Raw genomic sequence first — 18,164 nt, forward strand, 5'->3', positions numbered from 1 at the left:
TCGCGCCAATAAGTCGATACTGACATCTGTGTCGGACTTCATGAGTGCGTCGGCGGCGTAGATGCCTGCGGGTCCGGCGCCGACGATGGCGACGCGGAGTGGACGAGTCTGATCGGTCATGTGCAGCGAACTACCTTCGTCGAGGGCATGTACGGACACCCCAGCATAAATTAAGTGTTACCTGATCTGGGCTGGTGGTCGTCACTCAAGGCTACGTCGCACTCCGGGCACACTCCAAGGCATCCGGACTTGAGCTATTTCCCGGTTTCAGGTAGGAATTTCATCATGCAGACGACATTCCTGGTCCGGCGAATCGCCCTGGACCTTTGTCGTACCTGCACCACCATGTGTTGTCGGTGACCTCTCCCGCGCACCGGGCCCTCTGAGCGCCCTTCGCTTCTTTCGCCACACATCCAGTACGGCTGCACCGACCACGGTCTCGGCGCGGACGGGCCATGCGGCTCGCCGTCGAAACGTCCGCGGCCATCATGAATCGAGGACAGACATGACCACTGTGGAAACCACGGTTTCACTCACGCTCGACAAGTTCGGCCCGAGTTTCGGTGCCGAGGTGATCGGGCTCGATGTGGCGTCGGCGTCCGATGCGCACATTCGAGCGGTGCGCGACGCACTGGTCGAGCACAAGGTTCTGGTACTGCGCGGGCAGTCCCTCGACGATGCGGGGCAGATCGATTTCGGTCGACGGCTCGGCGAGCTGACGGCGGGGCATCCGGTGCACGACAGTGGTCATGTCGCTGCCGAGGTCTATGCCCTCGACAGTCAGGACAACGGGTTCGCGGACATCTGGCACACGGACGTGACGTTCATGGAGCGTCCGCCGATGGGGTCGATTCTGCGGCCCGTCGTCCTCCCTCCGCACGGGGGTGACACCAACTGGGCGGACAGTCAGCTCGCCTACGAGTCGTTGGCTGCGCCGGTGCGGCAGATGATCGACCAGCTGACCGCGGTGCACGACGGTAACCGCGAGTTCGGCTACTACCTCGCGCAGAAGCGAGGAGGCAAGGGCAACGTCTGGGACGGCAAAGAGGTGACTGCGCTGGTACCCGTCGAGCATCCGGTTGTTCGGGTGCACCCGGAGACCGGTCGCAAGGGCATTTTCGTCAACCCTGGTTTCACGTCGCACATCGTCGGTGTCTCCGAGGCGGAGAGTCGGGGCATCCTCGACTTCCTGTACGCGCATCTGACCAAGCCGGAGCACGTGGTGCGTCACCGCTGGCGTCTCGGTGACCTGGTGCTGTGGGACAACCGGAGCACCTCGCACTACGCCAACCGTGATTACGGCACCGAGCACCGCAAGATGCACCGCATCACCCTGCGCGGCGACATTCCAGTCGGACCCCAGCAGCACTAGAGGTTTGCCGGGCGGGGAAGATTGTCGCCATGGCGTCGTGGCGTGAACGTAGGCAACAGTGGGTCGACAGTCGTGAGGAAGCGCAGAACAACGCGTCTGCAGCAGCTGCCGCGTCGGGTGAACGCCGCCCGCCGAACGCGTGGCCGTTTCTGATCGCCGTCGGCATCGTCGTCGTGCTGCTCGCCGGAATCTTTCTCGCGGCTCGGTTCGCTCCCGCCGAGGACAACGTCACTCAGGCTCAGTTGCTCACCGACAGCATCACCGAGTTCGTCGACGCCCAGAACGAGGGCGACGCCGACGCTCTGCGCGCCGTCACCTGTGACGAGCAGGTGAGCAGCCTCGTCACCGGGTCCGATCAGGACTACACCGACGCTCGGGTTGCCGATGTGGAGGAGAACGGCAAACTTGTGGTCGACGGGGCTCCCAGTGAGTACGAGATCAACGGTGACCGCGGGGTCGTCACGGTGCCGACGAAGTTCGAGAAGACCGGGGCTACGTCGAGCGAGGTGTGGAAGTTCGTCCGCGTCGACGACAAATGGCTGGTGTGCAACGTATGAAAGGCTTGATCCGTGACTTACGCAGGTGACATAACCCCGGAGGCGGCCTGGGAGCTGCTTCGTGACAATCCCGAGGCAGTTCTGGTCGACGTCCGCACGCACGCCGAGTGGCAGTACGTCGGCGTCCCGGACACGTCGTCGATCGAGCGGCCCACTCACCTGATCGAGTGGGTGAGCTACCCGAACGGCGCGCGGAACGAGAACTTCGTCGATCAGCTGAAGGAAGCCGGTGTCGACGGCGAGCGCCCGGTGGTGTTCCTGTGCCGCTCCGGTCAGCGTTCCATCGGTGCGGCGGAGGCCGCGACGGCCGCGGGTATCGGCCCGTCCTACAACGTGCTCGACGGTTTCGAGGGTGCAACCGACGCCGACGGTCACCGCGGCGTCGTCGGGTGGCGTGCAGTAGGACTTCCGTGGAGGCAGCAGTGAGCGAGCAGAGGATTCCGGGCCTGCCCAAGGGCGGAGGCTTCGACAAGAAGCTGCCTGACGGTGTGGGGCAGGGAACGCTGGGTGTTCGCGGCGGGTTGATGAGGTCCGGGTTCGACGAGAATGCGGAAGCGTTGTATCTGTCGTCGGGCTTCGTCTACGAGAGCGCAGGTGCGGCCGAGCAGGCGTTCACCGGGGAGATCGATCATTTCGTCTACTCGCGGTACGGCAATCCGACGGTCAAGATGTTCGAGGAGCGACTGCGGTTGATCGAGGGCGCCGAGGCGTGCTTCGGTACCTCCAGCGGTATGTCGGCGGTGTTCACGGCCCTCGGTGCGCTGTTGAAGGCGGGTGACCGTCTGGTGGCTGCGCGCAGCTTGTTCGGTTCGTGCTTCGTGGTGTGCAACGAGATCCTCCCGCGGTGGGGCGTCGAGACCGTGTTCGTCGACGGTGAAGACAACGCGCAGTGGGAAGAGGCGCTGTCGGTACCGACGACTGCGGTGTTCTTCGAGACGCCGTCGAACCCGATGCAGTCGCTGGTGGACGTCAGGCGTGTGTCCGAGCTTGCTCACGCGGCGGGCGCAACGGTGGTGTTGGACAACGTGTTCGCGACGCCGTTGCTGCAGAAGAGCTTGGAACTGGGTGCGGATGTGGTGGTGTATTCCGGCACCAAGCACATCGACGGCCAGGGACGTGTCCTCGGTGGTGCGATTCTCGGTAGCAAGGAGTACATCGAGGGCCCGGTGCAGACGTTGATGCGTCATACCGGCCCTGCGCTGAGCCCGTTCAACGCGTGGACGCTGCTCAAGGGTCTCGAGACCATGCCGGTTCGGGTGCGTCATTCGACGCAGTCGGCGCTCGAGATCGCGACGTTCCTCGAATCCCATCCTGCGGTGTCGTGGGTGAAATACCCGTTCCTGGAGTCACATCCGCAGCACGAGCTGGCGAAGAGTCAGATGACGGGCGGCGGAACCGTCGTCACTTTCGAGCTCGCTGCTCCCGAGGGTGAAGGCAAGAAGCGTGCGTTCGAGTTGCTCGACGCTCTGCGTGTCGTCGACATCTCCAACAACCTCGGCGACTCGAAGACTCTCATCACGCACCCTGCGACCACGACGCATCGCGCCATGGGGCCGGAAGGCCGTGCTGCAGTGGGTCTTTCCGACGGGGTCGTTCGTATCTCGATCGGCCTGGAGGACACCGAGGATCTCATCGCGGACCTGAAGCAGGCGCTCGGCTGAGCTCAGACGCCGAAGGCGGCCAGTACCGTTCGGAACTTGGCTGTCGTTTCGGCGAGTTCGGCGTCGGGGTCGGATTGGGCGACGATCCCGCCGCCGGCGGTGGCGAGGGCCGAGCGGCCGTCGGCGGCGAGTTCGAGGCCTCGGATGGCCACCATCCATTCACCGTCACCCACGGCGTCGGCCCATCCGACTGCGCCTGCGTAGAAGCCCCGTGGTCCTTCGATCCGCTTGATCGCGTCCATCGCCGCCCGGCGCGGTACGCCCGCGACGGCAGGTGTGGGATGCAGGGCGATCGCCAGATCGAGCGAGGTCGTCGCCGCGTCGCGCAGAGTCCCGGTGATGGGTGTGCTGAGGTGCCACAGTTGCGGGGTGCTGCTGAGCTGCGGTTCCGGCGGGATGTCGAGGTCGCTGCACAGCGGTTCCAGTGCGGACCTGATCTCGTCGACGACGAATCGGTGTTCGGCTTGGTCCTTGGCGCTGGCTGCGAGGCGAGCGGCGATGGCGGCGTCCTCGTCGGGGATGTCGCTGCGCGCCGCGGTTCCGGCGAATGGATGGCATGTCACGGCGCGGCCGTGGCGCCGAATCAACAGCTCCGGGCTCGACCCGACGAGGTACGAGCCCGCATGCTCTGCCCCCGCTGCGGAGAGGTCGACGGCATAGCCGTTTCCCAGGACGTCCTTCTCGACGAGGGTGCCGAGCAGGGCCATGGGGTCGATCGGGGAGTCGGCAAACAATCGGAGCGATCGCGCCAGCACCACTTTCTGCACCGACCCGTCGCGCATGCTGTTCACCAGTGCGTGCACGCGCGCGACGTGTTCCTCCGCAGAAGGGATCTGTTCTCCGACGCGGACCCGGGGCAGCGCAGTCGTGAACGCTCGCCAGGGACCGTCGGTTCGACGCAGTGATGTCGGGTGTGTCAGGGCCACCGGGTCGGCGTCGTCGAACGGCAGGGCACCGACGACGGGCGTTCCACTGCGGACGGCTGCGACGGCGTCGTCCGTCGACGCGTACGCGTTCTCCACTCCGTCTGCTTCGACGTTGTAGGTGCTGCGTGACAGAACGAAGGTCGGTGTACCGGTGGGCGAGGGCGCCATCAGAACGGCGACTGGGTCCGGCCGACGAGATCGGCGACCGAGTTGATCACCTTCGTCGGGCGGAACGGGTAGTTCTCGACGGACGTCTTCGTGGAGATTCCGGTGAGTACCAGGATGGTCTGCAGGCCTGCTTCGAGTCCGGAGAGAACGTCGGTGTCCATGCGGTCACCGATCATCAGCGTGCTTTCGGAGTGACCGCCGATGGCGCGCAGCGCCGAGCGCATCATCAGCGCGTTCGGCTTCCCAACGTAGTATGGCTCTTTGCCGGTTGCCTTGGTGATGAGGGCTGCGACGGACCCCGTCGCGGGCAGGGAGCCTTCTCGCGACGGCCCGGTGGCGTCGGGATTGGTGGCGATGAACCGAGCGCCCTTCTCGACGAGGCGAATGGCGGTGGTGATGGCCTCGAACGAGTAGGTGCGGGTCTCACCGAGCACGACGTAGTCCGGGTTGGAGTCGGTGAGCACGTATCCGATGTCGTGCAGCGCCGTCGTCAGACCTGATTCGCCGACGACGTACGCGCTGCCGCGGGGACGTTGGTTCCCCAGGAAGTTGGCCGTCGCCAGTGCCGACGTCCAGATGGACTTCTCGGGGATGTTCAGGCCGGTGCGTTCGAGCCTCGCGCGCAGGTCGCGGGGTGTGCGGATCGAGTTGTTGGTGAGCACGATGAACGGAATCTCGTTCGCCTGCAGCTCCGCGACGAACGCGTCGGCGCCGGGTATGAGGTGATCCTCGTGGACGAGCACACCGTCCATGTCCATCAGGTAGGTCCAACGCTGGGGCTCGTCCTTGTCGCTCACCCCTACAGTCTTCCACTCGCGACGTTTTCCACTCGCGGGAAGTGCGATCTAGCCGGCTTTCTTCAGTGCCGTGCGCCGCAGGGCCCGTTCGCGGGCGGTCATTCCACCCCACACTCCGAACGGCTCGTTGGTCGCGAGGGCGAACTGACGGCACTGAACGATGACCGGGCATTGTTCGCACAACACCTTCGCCCTGTTCTCGCGCTGGCGCCGTGCGGTCCTGCCTTCGCCCGACGGGGAGAAGAACACATCGGAGATCGGATCGGGGCCTGCGGAGTCTTCGGTGGTGCCGTGCCCACGGCAAACCGCGTCCAACTGCCACTGCCATGCTGTTGTCGTTGGGGCCATGAACCGATGATGGCGTTCCTGCAGACCACGGAGAAGGTTTCGAATCATCGAGCGTCTAATGATGGAGTGAACATCTGGTGACCGCGTAGGGCAACGGTGTTCAGTGGTGACAGCGCCTCTACCGAGACCGGCAATAGAATCAGCCTGATTCTGAGTTTACCGAGTGCGCGAAAAGCATTGTCTTCGTGGGCCTTCGATGCACTTGTGCACTTCTCTTGTCGTCGAATTCAGGGAGATGTGAAGGTACGGGAACTAACCTCCTGACCGAAGTGTCTTCACTCGACGGGAGATCTGGATGACGACGTTGGCGGCGGTGCGGCCATCTCGACTGCGCGAACTGTACGAGGATTTCCACCGTTGGCCGGAGGTGGCGTTCCAGGAGAGACGGACTACGGCCGTGATCGCCGACGAGTTACGCGGCCGCGGACTTCACGTGTCCACGTCGGACACCGTGACCGGTCTCGTCGCGACGCTGGAGAACGGGCCGGGGCCGGTGGTCGGCCTTCGCGCGGACATAGATGCGCTGCCCATCGCGGAGCAGACGGGCGTTCCGTACGCGAGCACTACCGGTGCGATGCATGCCTGTGGCCACGATGTTCACATCACGTCGCTGATCGGCACGATCGACAGGCTCCTGGCGGTACGGGACCGGTGGTCGGGCACCGTCGTCGCGATCTTCCAGCCTGCGGAGGAGGTCGGATCGGGGGCACGCGCGCAGTTGGCGTCGGGAATCTTCGACGATCATCCGACCCCGCACATCGTGCTCGGGCAGCATGCCAGCGGCGCACTTGCTCCGGGCACCGTCGGGTCACGGCCCGCGGTGTTGCAAGCCGCTGCCGATACCTGGCAGATAACTCTGCGCGGCGACGGTGGGCATGCGGCCGGTCCGCACAAGACCGTCGATCTCGTCGTGCTGGCGGCGTCGATGATCCTGCGTTTGCAGACCATCGTGTCCAGGGAGGTTCCGCCGAACGAGACTGCGGTGGTATCGGTGGGCACGATTCATGCGGGCACCGTCAGCAACATCCTTCCCGACGAATTGACGTTCACCGTCAACGCTCGGTCGTTCACCGAGGAGGTGCGGTCTCTGATCGAGCGATCCGTGCGTCGAATCGTCGTTGCCGAAGCCCAGGCCAGCGGCCTCCAGGCAGAACCCGAATTCGAGCACACGGTGCACTTCCCGCTGAACGTCAACGACGTCGCCGCATTCGAGACCGTTCGATCGGCGCTCGAAACCGAGTTCGGCGAGCACGGCTTCACCGTGGTCGACCCGGTCACCGGTTCGGAGGACTTCGGCGAATACGGCACCAGTTTCGGTGTCCCGTCTGTCTATTGGTACTTCGGCACCGGTCTGGCGGAAGAAGTGGCGAGCAGGGTTCCGGTGCCGAACGGTCACAGCCCCTGGTACGCGCCCGACCCCGACGTCGCCATCGACGTCGGGGTGCGAGCGTTCACCTCGGTTGCGCTCGCAGCGTTGAATTCGGTCGTGCCGCCTGTTCGTCAGAACGGCGGCGGCCGGTAGCGTTCACGCGCGGTCACGACTGCGCGATGTTCGAGGAATCGTTCTCGGAGGAAAATCGCGTCGGCACGTGCCGTGGGGTCTGTCAGTCGCGCGATGTCACCGAGCGACGGCACGTAGGCAGCCCGATCGGTGTCGGCCACGTCGCCGTATTCGCTGTACTCACCGATGTACGTTTCCCACCACGTGGGTGCATACAGCTCGTCGGGTGGATCGCCGGTGGGGGCGGTCGGTCGGGGCGTGCGTGTGCGTTTGTTCTTGCGCGCGGGTACACCGTTGCCCGGGACCATCACCGTGCCTGCGATCTCGTCGAGAACCGAATTGCATTCCACGCCTTCGAGAGCGGTCATCTTTGCGAACAGAGTGGCCATTCCGTCGGCGCCGTGCTTGATCGATGCGCATGGTTCTTCCGATTCTGTTGCCTTGCGTGCCGCCAGTGCTTCGGCCTCGTTGTAGTCGAACCAGTGCGCCCAGATGCGCTCGCGCAATCGACGGATACTGCACCGACGTGCAGAGGCCAGAACATCTGCTTCGATCCCGCGGACGGTGTTGTCGCTCGCTTTCGACAGCACGAGCGCGATGGTGCGAACCCGTTGATAGTCGAGGTCGCCCGCTCTGAATGCGTCGAGGATGGCCGGGAGTCGCTCCTCCAAATTCCCTGCCCACGATCAGTCTCTCGCGAGTCGCTGTGCGCGACAGAGCAAGAGTCACCGAGGCCTCGCATTCGACGGCTCGCTGCGCGAGTGTCACGTCCGCTTCGCCGCCCTGGCTGTGGATATCCGCCTCGGTGGCCAGCCTGAACTCTCCGAGTGCGTACAGGCCGCGGATCAGTTCGGCCGAAGCTCGGTTTTCGGCCCTGCGTGACTCTGCAAGGCCGTCGAGGATATGCGCAGCCGCGTCGGCCTCGCTCCGTACCCGCTCTTCGATGCCCCCCGGCTTCCCCATGGCTTCGAAGGTACTCGAACAAGTGTTCGATTGCAACGCACTCCGAATAATCCGTCTTCCTGGATGCAAGGTTTGAAATCAGGGTGATTCGAACCCTAACGTCAAGCGCCGCTGCACAAATCGGTTGCGCTGACTTGACGGTTGCACTATCGAGCGAATACATTCCTGTCACCATCCAGAGCGACCGAGAGACCTTGGCTCTACGACGTCGCAGCAACCCCCTGCCTCACGGTAGGTGTGGGTGCTACCGCCAGGACCGATGGAGGACACATGAACAGCGCACCGCTGTACCGGACCGAGTGGCGTCGTCTGCACGTCGACCTGTGCCGTATCGCGACGTACTGCTGTAGCTAGCGCGCTACCCGCATCGCACCACCCCTCGCTCTACTTACCTCGGCAAAGGTTTCGATCATGCATGCTCACACCCGGTGGATCCGGTGACTCAATTGGACGCGCGGCCCGCCGCCGCAGAACCGACCGTCGACGACGAAGATCTGATCGTCGCCAAGAAATGGCACCCGTGGCGCTGGATCGTCAGCGTGGTGGTTCTCGTACTCGTGGCGCAGTTCGTCCACGGTCTGGCCACCAACCCGGGCTGGGATTGGACGACGTTCGCTCAGTACTTCACGGCGGCGTCGGTCATGTCCGCGCTGTGGTTGACGATTCAGCTGACGTTCTGGGGCACGCTGATCGGGTTCGCGATCGGTATCGGTCTTGCTGTCGCTCGGTTGTCCAACAACCCTGTTCTGCAGGTCATTTCGTGGTTCTACATCTGGGCGTTCAGGTCCATTCCGCTGATCGTGCAGCTTCTGTTCTGGTTCAACATCGCGTACCTGTATCAGACATTGACGCTCGGAATTCCCTTCGGTCCTGCGTTCTTCGAGTTCAACGTCAACAACGTCATCAGTGGATCGACGGCCGCGATCATCGGTCTTGCTCTTCATCAGGCTGCGTACTCGGCCGAGATCGTCCGTGCCGGCATCATCTCGGTGGACCAGGGCCAACTCGAAGCCGCTGCCGCGCTGGGTATCCCGAAGCGGCGCGAGTTCTTCAAGATCGTTCTGCCACAGGCGATGCGGGGCATCCTGCCGAATGCCGCGAACGAGGTGATCAGCCTCTTCAAGGGGACCTCGATCGTGTCCGTCATGGCGATCGCCGAGCTGTTCTACCAGGTGCAGGTCATTTACGGCCGTAACGGCCGCGTCGTTCCGTTGCTCATGGTCGCGACGGTCTGGTACATCATCTTGACCTCGGTTCTGTCCGTCGTGCAGTTCTACGTCGAACGGCACTACGCCAAAGGCGCGGTGCGGACCATTCCCCTGACACCGATCCAGAAGATTCGCAAGCGGGTTGCCGAGATCACCGCACCGCCGCGCGGAGGAGCAACGCGATGACGACGCTCGACGCCACCACGCCCACCGAGAACAGCAAGTACGCCGTCGAGGTCCGGGGCGTGCACAAGTCCTACGGACCACTCGAGGTCCTCAAGGGTGTCGACCTCGTCGTCCGGCCCGGTGAGGTGACGGTGATCATCGGTCCCTCCGGGTCGGGCAAGTCGACGCTGTTACGCAGCCTCAACCACCTCGAGAAGGTCGATCAGGGAACGGTCCGTGTCGACGGCGACCTCGTCGGATACCGTCGTCGGGGCAACAAACTGCACGAGCTCAGCAACAAGGACATCCTGAAGCAGCGCTCGCAGATCGGTTTCGTGTTCCAGAACTTCAATCTGTTTCCGCACCTGACCGTTCTCGAGAACGTGCTCGAAGCTCCGGTGTCCGCGCAGAAGCGCAAGCGTGCCGACGTGGAACCCGAGGCGCTCGCCCTTCTCGAGCGCGTCGGGTTGAAGGACAAGGCACACGACTATCCACGACGCCTGTCGGGCGGGCAGCAGCAGCGTGTGGCGATCGCACGCGCACTTGCTCTGCGTCCCAAAGTGATTCTGTTCGACGAACCGACGTCGGCCCTCGACCCCGAGCTGGTCGGAGAGGTACTCGAAGTCATCCGAGGACTGGCCCGTGAAGGCGCGACCCTGGTGATCGTGACCCACGAGGTCGGATTCGCCAAGGAAATCGCCGACACCGTCGTCTTCATGGATGCCGGGCAGGTCGTCGAACGAGGCACTCCTTCCGAACTGCTCGACAATCCACAGGAACCGCGCACCAAAGCTTTTCTCGCGCACGTTCTCTAGACCTCCACACCCACACAACACAAGGAACAACCATGCCCAGATTCAACCGGGGACTTCTTGTCCTCGCGTCTGCACTCTCTGCTGCGGCCGTGACCCTCACCGCATGCAGCGAGCCGGCGGCGGAATCCGAGGTGGTGACCGAGACAGGTCAGACCTTCGATCTCTCGCCGGAGCAGGAAGGCCGAGTCCACGCCGACAAGGTGGACGACATCGCAGCCAAGGTTCCGCAGGCGATCCGTGACAGCGGCGTGCTGACCATCGCCGGAACATCCGGAACTGCCCCGCCGCTGCGCTTCTACGCCACCGACGACACCACCGTCGTCGGATCCGAGGTCGACTTCGGCATCCTCATTGCCGACATCCTGGGATTGAAGCCCGAGATCACCGTCGCCGACTGGGCGCAGAACTTCGTCAAGATCGACTCGGGCGAGAACGACGTCTTCATCTCGAACGTCACGGTCACCGAGGAGCGCAAGGACAAGTACGACTTCGCGACGTACCGTCTGGACAACCTCGCGTTCGAGACGCAGAAGGACACGGACTGGACTGTCGACAAGCGAGAGGACATCGCGGGCAAGAAGATCGGTGTCGGATCGGGTACCAACCAGGAGCAGCTGCTGGTGGAGTGGAACGAGGCCAACATCGCCGACGGGTTGGCTCCGGCCGAGATCGCCTACTACCAGAACACGTCCGACTATTACCTCGCACTGTCTTCCGGTCGCATCGACGGCTACGTCGGGCCGAACCCGAGCGCTGTCTATCACGCTGCCACCAGTGGCGAGAGCAAGATCATCGGCACGGTCTCCGGAGCAGGCGACGCTTTGCAGGGTGAGATCGCCGTGACGACGAAGAAGGACAACGGGCTCATCGAGGCCGTGCAGGAGGCGATCGACCATGCGATCGAGACCGGTGATTACCAGAAGGTCATCGACCGGTGGGGCCTGAAGGACGAGGCAGTCACCGAATCGGTCGTCAACCCGCCGGGTCTGCCGCGCAAGGCTGGATAATCGGTACATGAACGTAGTAGTCGTCGGTGGCGGAGTGATCGGTGCGGCGTCCGCCTGGGTGCTCGCACGGCGTGGCCACCGCGTCACCCTGCTGGAACAATTCGCGCCGGGCCATCGTAACGGCGCGTCACACGGAACTTCCCGCATCTTCCGTCATGCCTACGCCGACGACTACTACGTCGACCTCGCCGCGCGTGCGTACACACTGTGGCGAAAGCTCGAAAACGAGACCGCTACAGAGCTACTGACGCTCACGGGCGCCGTCGATCACGGTGCACCCGTCATCGTGACTCCGCGCGTCGAGGCGCTCGCGAAGGCCGGGCTGGCGAGCGAGGTCCTCGAACCGCGTGAGGCACAGAAGCGTTGGGCAGGGCTGAAATTCGACACAACAGTGCTTTATCACCCGGACGCCGGGCGGTTGCACGCCGACCGTAGTGTGGCCGCGTTCACCGCTGCGGCTGCCGCCCTCGGGGCGAGAATCGAGTACGGCAGTCCGGTGCGCAGCATCTCCGCGAGCGAGGTGTCCACCGACGCGCACACCTACGTGGCCGACCACATCGTGGTCGCCGCAGGTGCCTGGACGTCGAAGGTAGTCGACTCGCACGTCACCCTGCCCGAACTGGTCACCACACAGGAACAACCCGCACACTTCCTACCGACCACCTCGGCCGACTGGCCGAGCTTCATCCACCACCCCGGCGCCGAACTCGACGGTGAGGGGATCTACGGTCTGCAGGGCGAAGAGGGCGTCAAGATCGGCGAACACGGAACCGGACCGATCGTCGATCCCGACACGCGAGATTTCGTCGCTCGCGAGGACGGTGTCGACCGACTGCAGACGTATGCCCGCACCTGGCTGCCCGGCGTCGACGCCGCATCAGCCGACCCTCTGACCTGCCTGTACACCACAACGCCCGACTCCAATTTCGTCGTCGACCGTGTCGGGAACCTGACCGTCGCCGGTGGATTCTCCGGACACGGCTTCAAATTCGCGCCTGCGATCGGCGAGCTCGTCGCGGACCTGGTCGACGGTGGGACGTCCGAGACACCCTTGTTCCGGCTGGGAGCTCGACAGATTTCCTAGCAATCGGGAATGGAACAGCACCGGTCCCGGTTCGTACAACTGAAAACACCATCCAGACGATCCAGACCATCCAGAGCGACCGAGAGACCTTGGCTCGACGACGTCGCAGCAACCATCACGCCGTGTGCGTGCGGGTGCTCCCGCCAGGACCGATGGAGGAGAAACATGACAACCTCGCTGGGAACCACAGCACTGCAGTTCGTTGCCGTCCACCAGAGCGATCCGCTGGCGGCGCCGCTGATCGAGGAGCTGGCACTCGAGTATTCGAGCCGGTACGACACCACGCCGGGGCAGATGTACAGCGAGTTGACGTCGTATCCGGCCGACGAGTTCGAGCCACCGGGCGGTGCGCTGGTGGTGGCGATCGCCGAAGGTGTTCCGGTGGCCGGGGGAGCTTTTCGTCAGTACGACGCCACCACTGCGGAATTGAAACGCATCTGGACTTCGGCATCGCACCGTAAGAGGGGTTACGGAAAGCTCGTCGTTGCCGAACTCGAGCGTATCGCGTCCGAGCGGGGTTACCGCCGTGTCTACCTGACCACCGGATGGAATCAGCCCGAGGCTGTTGCGCTGTACCTGTCCACCGGGTACACAGCGCTCTACGATCGGTCGCTGCCCTCGGCGGAAGTCGGCGTTCACCCGTTCGAGAAGTCCTTGAGCTGTGAGGGCGCAGAATGAAGTTTCTGCTGATGAGCCTCATCGCCCACCGACCGGATCCGATCTCGCAGGAGAAGAAGAGTCCTGCGGAGAGGTTCACGGATGTGGTCGAGACTGCAGTTCTCGCAGAAGAACTGGGTTTCGACGGTTTCGCGGTCGGTGAACGTCACGAGGACCCGTTCATCTCGTCGTCGCCGCCGGTGGTGCTCAGCAACATCGCGGCTCGTACGTCGCGGATCGGGTTGTTCACCGCCGTCACGACGCTGAGTCTGTTGGATCCGGTTCGAGCGTTCGAGGATTACTCGACGCTGGACAACCTGTCGGGTGGCAGGCTCGAACTGATCATCGGCAAGGGGAACGGTAGCGCGCAGGCAGATCTGTTCCATGTCACCCCGGACGATCAGTGGGACCGTAACCGCGAGGGTTACGAGTTGTTCCGCACGCTGTGGGAGAGCGAGACCGTGACGTGGTCCGGTCGGTTCCGCCCGTCGTTGAACAACGCCAAGGCGCTCCCGCGTCCGCTGCAGGAGCGCATCAGAATCTGGCACGGTAGCGCAACCAGCACCGAGTCCGTGGATCTTGCTGCGCGCTACGGTGATCCGCTGTTCTCGGCGAACGTCAGCCACCCTGTTCAGCCGTACGCCGAGCTCATCCGCTACTACCGCGAGAGGTGGGAGCACTACGGGCGTGCTCCACAGGACGCACTCGTCGGCGCGGGCACAGCAGGCTTCCACGTGGCGCCGACCTCGCAGGAAGCTCTCGCTGCGTACCGCTTCACCTTCGAGGCACGCCTCGCGGCGCAGCGTAAAGCCGGTCTGCCCGTCGTCTTCGACACGTTGGAGGACCTGGTGGAGCGCAGCTCGGCGTTGATCGGCAGCCCTGAGCAGGTGATCGACAAGGTCGGCCGCTACCACGAACGGTTCGGCCACGAGGTGATCCACCTCAGCGCCGATGCCGACGGTGTGACCGCATCTCAACAGCGCCGCAGTCTGGAACTTTTTCAGTCCGACGTGGCTCCCGTTCTGCGCCACCGCATTCCCAGCCGGCCGCTGGTTTCCGAAAGTTCTCCGAAAGAGGTTCTGGTATGAGCATTTTCGCCCTCGGTATCGAGCTGGACGGGGAGGGAACGCATCCAGCGGCATGGCGTCGGGCGGCGCATGCACCGAGCGAATCCCTGTCCGGTCGAGTGCTCGGCCGCCGCGTCGCTGCCGCGGAGAACGCAGGATTCACGTTCGCGACGTTCGACGACTCCATCGTGGCTCCCACCGGGGACGTGAGCGCCCGGGTCGACGCCGTCAACCGCGCGTCGTTCGTTGCTGCGACCACGTCGACGATCGGGTTGGTTCCCGTCGTCGGGACCACCTACGCCGAGCCGTTCCACACCGCCTCGCAGCTCGCCACGCTGGACTACGCGTCCCGTGGCCGCGGCGGATGGATTCCGGTGCGGGTCGACGACGCTGCTGCGGCGCGGGCGTGGGGCCGTCCCCTCGTCGAATCTGCGGTGGACCTGGACCGCGAACAGGCGGACACCATCACCGTCGTACGGCAGTTGTGGGATTCGTGGGAGGACGATGCCGTTGTGCGTGACGTCGCGACCGGACGCTTCCTGGACCGAGACAAGCTGCACTACGTGGACTTCGAGGGCGAGAGCTTCTCGGTGAAGGGCCCGGCGATCGTGCCGAGGCCGCCGCAGGGGCAGTTGGTCGTCTTCGGTACCGAAGACGACCGGGATCAGGTCGACGTCGTGCTCGAGTCGAACGAGAGCACACACCGCGGCGACGGGCTCACGTTCCTCGAACTGGACGTCACGCTCGACGCGTCCGGCGTCACGGCGTCCGAACGTACGGAGCTGTTGAATTCGCAGGGGAGTGCGCCGACGAGCGGACGGCGCGAATACGTCGGTGACGCGGCCGGATTGGTGAACCTTCTGACCGACATCGCAACGCGATACGACGGCGTTCGCCTGTTTCCGACCGTCGTCGACGAGGACCTTCCGGCCCTCGCGCGCTACGTCTTACCGCCGCTGTTGAAGTCAGGTGTTGCACATCGACCCGTACCCGGATCGACGTTGCGCGCCAACCTCGGACTGACTCGGCCCGCCAACCGCTACGAAAGGGTCTGACATGAGCCCGTACCGCCCCGACGCCCAGGTTCACTTCGGTGTCTTCTTCCAAGGCGTCAATCACACCACCATCTGGTCGGATTCGGCCAGTGGTTCGCAGATCGACTTCGAGACGTTCCGCCGGATGATCACGACCGCGGAACGGGGATTGTTCGACGCGTTCTTCCTCGGTGAAGGCCTGCGCCTGCGCGAGCAGGAAGGCAAGATCCTCGACCTGGACATCGCGGGCCGTCCCGACGCGATCGCGCAGTTGTCCGCGTTGGCCGGCATCACGTCTCGGATCGGCCTGGTCGCGACTCAGAACACGACGTACAACGAGCCGGGTGATCTCGCGCGTCGTCTGGCCGGCCTGGATGTTCTGTCCGACGGCCGGGCGGGATGGAATGCCGTCACCACCGACAATGCGTGGACGGGTGAGAACTTCCGGCGCGGCGGCTTTCTCGACCACGAACTGCGTTACGAGCGAGCCGGACAGTTCATCCGGACTGCCCGTGCCATCTGGGATTCCTGGTCGGACAACGCACTCGCGACCTCGCGTGACAGCCAGTACTGGGCCGAGAAGAACGCCGTCCAACGGGTGTCGAGAACGACGTCCCAGTTCGACCTCGAGCTCGATGCGACTCTGCCACGCAGCGCGCAGGGGCATCCCGTCATCTTCCAAGCCGGTGACTCGTCGACCGGTCGCGATTTCGCTGCTGCGAACGCCGACGTCATCTTCTCTCGACACGGAACCGATTTCGACGAGGCACTGACCTTCGCCGACGACATCCGCGCCCGGCTCCGCGCCGCGGGTCGTCCGGAGGACGACATCAAGATTCTTCCCGGTACTCAGATCGTGTTGGCGGAGAACGCGTCCGAGGTGGAGGAGAAGGAGCGGTGGGTTCGGGAGGGACAGTTCACCGGTCCGACCGCGCTGTCGCTCGTCGGCCTCGTCTGGGGCAAGGATCTGTCCGATCGCGACCCGGACGGGCCGTTGCCCTCCGAGGATCCGGTATCGGCGCCGATCTCCGGAACCCGGGGTGCGTTCCGAGACGGCAAGGATCCCAACGCCATCGCCAAGGAGTGGCGCGCATTGGCCGAGGCCAAGAACCTCTCGCTACGCGAGGTCGCCATCGAGACGACGGCGCGCTCCGGGTTCGCCGGTACGCCGGGGCAGGTCGCCGACGAGCTCACGAAATGGGTCCGCGAAGGAGCGACGGACGGATTCAACATCTCACCGTACATCGTCCCCGGTGGCCTGGACGAGATCGTCGACTGGCTGGTTCCGGAACTGCAGGAGCGCGGTGCGTACCGGACCGAGTACACGGAGACCACGCTGCGTGGCCATCTCGGTCTTCGCGAACCGTTGACGTGGAGAAAGACCGGTGAGACCGATAGCAGCGCTGCAGGCTGATCTCGAGCAGCAAGGAACCGGTGTCTCGCGGAAGGACGTATACGTCTGCGCGGCAGCGGGGTTCACCACCCTTCTGGACTCCGCGGTTCTCAGTATCGGCGTGCCCGCGATCCGGTCGTCACTGGATGCGGGCACTTCCGACGTGCAGTGGATTCTGGCGAGTTACTCCCTGACGTTCGGTCTCGCGCTGGTACCGGCGGGCAGGCTGGGCGACGTCATCGGGCGTCGACGGTTGTTTCTCGCAGGACTCGGTGTGTTCTCCGTCATGGGCCTGATCGGGGCAGGTGCGGCCGAGGCGTGGATGATCGTCGCAGCGCGGCTGGGACAGGGGATAGGTGCGGGCACGGTCAGCTCGCAGGTTCTGGGCATCATCACCGATCGGTACAGTGGCCGCGAACGCGCGAAGGCGCTCGGTGTCTACAGCACAGCAGGGGGCCTGGCAGGCCTCTGTGGTCCGATCCTCGGCGGAACGCTTCTCGGCGTCGCCGATCCAGACGTCGGCTGGCGCCTGCTGTTGCTGCTCAACGTCCCGTTCGCCGTAGCGACCCTGATCGCGGGTTCCCTGTGGTTACGCAGGGATTCCAGTAGGCGCTCCGGCGCCAGCATCGACGTGCTCGGCCTCCTCGCTCTCGGTGTCGCGACGCTGCTGCTGTTGCTGCCCATGGTGTCTTCGCTCGGCGCGGTGTTCTCGACCCTGTCGGTGGTCGGATCGGTGGGACTGCTGGTGGGCTTCTGGTTCTGGGAGAAGCGTTTCGCGTCGAGGGGCGGCACACCCGTTCTCCTGCCTGCACTGCTGGCCGCCAAGGGATACACGCTGGGGACGGCCGTTGCGATGTTCTGGTTCGGCGCCGTGCTGGCGCTGCAGGCGGTGCTGAGTCTCTACCTCATCGAGGGCCTGGGATACCCCGCGCTGCAGGCCGCTCTGATCATGGTCGGCAGTTCGATTCTGATGGCGGTGACGTCTGCGTTCGGATGGAGGGTCGTAGCGAAGTTCGGCCGCAGTGCCGTGGTCGGTGCGATCGTGCTCGAACTGTTCGTGGTGGCCGGCTACATCGGCGTGATCGCATACCTGCCCCGGGGTGCGACGGTACCGGCGTTCGTCGTGCTCGCGGTGTTGTCCGGCGTGGCAAGTGGATTCGTTGACGCACCGAATCGCGCGATGACGCTCGAGTACTCGCCTCCCCAGGCCAACGGCGTCGCGGCCGGATTTCTGCAACTGTCCCAACGACTTTCGGCAACAATTTCCCTTGCCGCGGTGCCGGGCATCTACCTGGGGGTTCTCGCGGCCGACGACACCGACTTCGGGCGTGCGGCAGGCCTCGGACTCGGGGTCAGTGGCATGATGCTGATCGGGTCTCTCGTATGTGCAGTGGCGGACAGCCGGCGTAGAGCTGATCGGAGACAGCAGTGACACGAACAG

At 64.3% G+C, this 18,164-nt stretch carries 19 protein-coding genes and 2 riboswitches; of the genes, 14 read left to right on the forward strand and 5 right to left on the reverse strand.

Going from position 1 to position 18,164, the window contains the following annotated elements; genetic code table 11:
- On the reverse strand, positions 1 to 120 hold a 120-nt coding region (locus CH289_RS28735; protein ID WP_256977198.1), incomplete at its 3' end, for an FAD/NAD(P)-binding protein.
- 385 nt (positions 121 to 505) lie between these two features.
- On the opposite strand from CH289_RS28735, the gene CH289_RS13220 reads away from it, so the two are divergent.
- Genes CH289_RS13220 through CH289_RS13235 form a run of 4 tightly spaced genes read left to right on the forward strand, consistent with a single transcriptional unit; the run spans position 506 to position 3,590 of the window.
- Entirely contained in the window at positions 506 to 1,372 is an 867-nt protein-coding gene (locus CH289_RS13220) for a TauD/TfdA dioxygenase family protein (protein WP_019663192.1), read from the forward strand.
- A 29-nt stretch (positions 1,373 to 1,401) separates the two neighbouring features.
- Positions 1,402 to 1,929, forward strand: coding sequence for an Rv0361 family membrane protein (locus CH289_RS13225; protein ID WP_019663193.1), 528 nt, complete (start codon positions 1,402 to 1,404; stop codon positions 1,927 to 1,929).
- A 12-nt stretch (positions 1,930 to 1,941) separates the two neighbouring features.
- On the forward strand, positions 1,942 to 2,355 hold the full coding sequence (locus tag CH289_RS13230) for a rhodanese-like domain-containing protein (protein WP_019663194.1): 414 nt from the start codon (positions 1,942 to 1,944) through the stop codon (positions 2,353 to 2,355).
- A gap of 11 nt (positions 2,356 to 2,366) precedes the next feature.
- Positions 2,367 to 3,590 (forward strand): O-succinylhomoserine sulfhydrylase, encoded by a 1,224-nt coding sequence (locus CH289_RS13235; RefSeq protein WP_026347444.1) that lies wholly within the window; start codon positions 2,367 to 2,369, stop codon positions 3,588 to 3,590.
- A gap of 2 nt (positions 3,591 to 3,592) precedes the next feature.
- On the opposite strand, the gene CH289_RS13240 is transcribed toward CH289_RS13235, so the two are convergent.
- From CH289_RS13240 to CH289_RS13250, 3 genes are all read right to left on the reverse strand, one after another.
- The gene (locus CH289_RS13240) at positions 3,593 to 4,684 is read right to left on the reverse strand and encodes an isochorismate synthase (protein WP_020110855.1); all 1,092 of its coding nucleotides are present in this window, start codon (positions 4,682 to 4,684) and stop codon (positions 3,593 to 3,595) included.
- Positions 4,684 to 5,442, reverse strand: a complete 759-nt coding sequence (locus tag CH289_RS13245; protein ID WP_371828087.1) for an HAD-IIA family hydrolase — start codon at positions 5,440 to 5,442, stop codon at positions 4,684 to 4,686. Before CH289_RS13245 ends, CH289_RS13240 begins: the two co-directional genes overlap by 1 nt.
- 87 nt (positions 5,443 to 5,529) lie before the next feature.
- Positions 5,530 to 5,829, reverse strand: coding sequence for a WhiB family transcriptional regulator (locus CH289_RS13250; protein ID WP_026347446.1), 300 nt, complete (start codon positions 5,827 to 5,829; stop codon positions 5,530 to 5,532).
- A 295-nt stretch (positions 5,830 to 6,124) separates the two neighbouring features.
- Between CH289_RS13250 and CH289_RS13255 the strand changes: the two genes are divergently transcribed.
- Positions 6,125 to 7,351, forward strand: a complete 1,227-nt coding sequence (locus tag CH289_RS13255; RefSeq protein ID WP_033190166.1) for an amidohydrolase — start codon at positions 6,125 to 6,127, stop codon at positions 7,349 to 7,351.
- Here the strand turns inward: CH289_RS13255 and CH289_RS13260 are convergent.
- On the reverse strand, positions 7,330 to 8,001 hold the full coding sequence (locus tag CH289_RS13260; RefSeq protein WP_094728029.1) for a DUF222 domain-containing protein: 672 nt from the start codon (positions 7,999 to 8,001) through the stop codon (positions 7,330 to 7,332). The genes CH289_RS13255 and CH289_RS13260 overlap by 22 nt on opposite strands.
- Positions 8,002 to 8,461: 460 nt before the next feature.
- Positions 8,462 to 8,559, forward strand: a riboswitch (SAM riboswitch).
- A gap of 162 nt (positions 8,560 to 8,721) precedes the next feature.
- On the opposite strand from CH289_RS13260, the gene CH289_RS13265 reads away from it, so the two are divergent.
- The 9 genes from CH289_RS13265 to CH289_RS13305 all read left to right on the forward strand — a co-directional run bounded on the left by CH289_RS13265 (position 8,722) and on the right by CH289_RS13305 (position 18,155).
- The gene (locus tag CH289_RS13265) at positions 8,722 to 9,687 is read left to right on the forward strand and encodes an amino acid ABC transporter permease (RefSeq protein WP_019663201.1); all 966 of its coding nucleotides are present in this window, start codon (positions 8,722 to 8,724) and stop codon (positions 9,685 to 9,687) included.
- Positions 9,684 to 10,481: an amino acid ABC transporter ATP-binding protein gene (locus CH289_RS13270; RefSeq protein ID WP_033190168.1), complete on the forward strand. Its 798-nt coding sequence runs from the start codon at positions 9,684 to 9,686 to the stop codon at positions 10,479 to 10,481. Before CH289_RS13265 ends, CH289_RS13270 begins: the two co-directional genes overlap by 4 nt.
- A gap of 32 nt (positions 10,482 to 10,513) precedes the next feature.
- Positions 10,514 to 11,488 carry an ABC transporter substrate-binding protein gene (locus CH289_RS13275; protein WP_094728030.1) on the forward strand — a complete coding sequence of 325 codons (975 nt, stop codon included), beginning with the start codon at positions 10,514 to 10,516 and terminating at the stop codon, positions 11,486 to 11,488.
- 7 nt (positions 11,489 to 11,495) lie between these two features.
- Positions 11,496 to 12,572, forward strand: a complete 1,077-nt coding sequence (locus tag CH289_RS13280; protein ID WP_094728031.1) for an FAD-dependent oxidoreductase — start codon at positions 11,496 to 11,498, stop codon at positions 12,570 to 12,572.
- A gap of 63 nt (positions 12,573 to 12,635) precedes the next feature.
- Positions 12,636 to 12,731, forward strand: a riboswitch (SAM riboswitch).
- Between the two features lie 6 nt (positions 12,732 to 12,737).
- Positions 12,738 to 13,250 carry a GNAT family N-acetyltransferase gene (locus CH289_RS13285; RefSeq protein WP_019663205.1) on the forward strand — a complete coding sequence of 171 codons (513 nt, stop codon included), beginning with the start codon at positions 12,738 to 12,740 and terminating at the stop codon, positions 13,248 to 13,250.
- Positions 13,247 to 14,317, forward strand: a complete 1,071-nt coding sequence (locus CH289_RS13290; RefSeq protein WP_094728032.1) for an LLM class flavin-dependent oxidoreductase — start codon at positions 13,247 to 13,249, stop codon at positions 14,315 to 14,317. The genes CH289_RS13285 and CH289_RS13290 overlap by 4 nt, the downstream gene beginning before the upstream one ends.
- Positions 14,314 to 15,351, forward strand: coding sequence for an LLM class flavin-dependent oxidoreductase (locus CH289_RS13295; RefSeq protein ID WP_019663207.1), 1,038 nt, complete (start codon positions 14,314 to 14,316; stop codon positions 15,349 to 15,351). The genes CH289_RS13290 and CH289_RS13295 overlap by 4 nt, the downstream gene beginning before the upstream one ends.
- A gap of 1 nt (position 15,352) precedes the next feature.
- Complete coding sequence (locus CH289_RS13300; protein WP_019663208.1) at positions 15,353 to 16,744, forward strand: NtaA/DmoA family FMN-dependent monooxygenase; 1,392 nt, start codon at positions 15,353 to 15,355, stop codon at positions 16,742 to 16,744.
- Complete coding sequence (locus CH289_RS13305; RefSeq protein ID WP_094728033.1) at positions 16,716 to 18,155, forward strand: MFS transporter; 1,440 nt, start codon at positions 16,716 to 16,718, stop codon at positions 18,153 to 18,155. The genes CH289_RS13300 and CH289_RS13305 overlap by 29 nt, the downstream gene beginning before the upstream one ends.
- The last annotated feature ends 9 nt before the right edge of the window (positions 18,156 to 18,164 follow it).

The organism is Rhodococcus sp. RS1C4 (genome assembly GCF_002258225.1).
GTDB classification, from domain to species: domain Bacteria; phylum Actinomycetota; class Actinomycetes; order Mycobacteriales; family Mycobacteriaceae; genus Rhodococcoides; species Rhodococcoides fascians_E.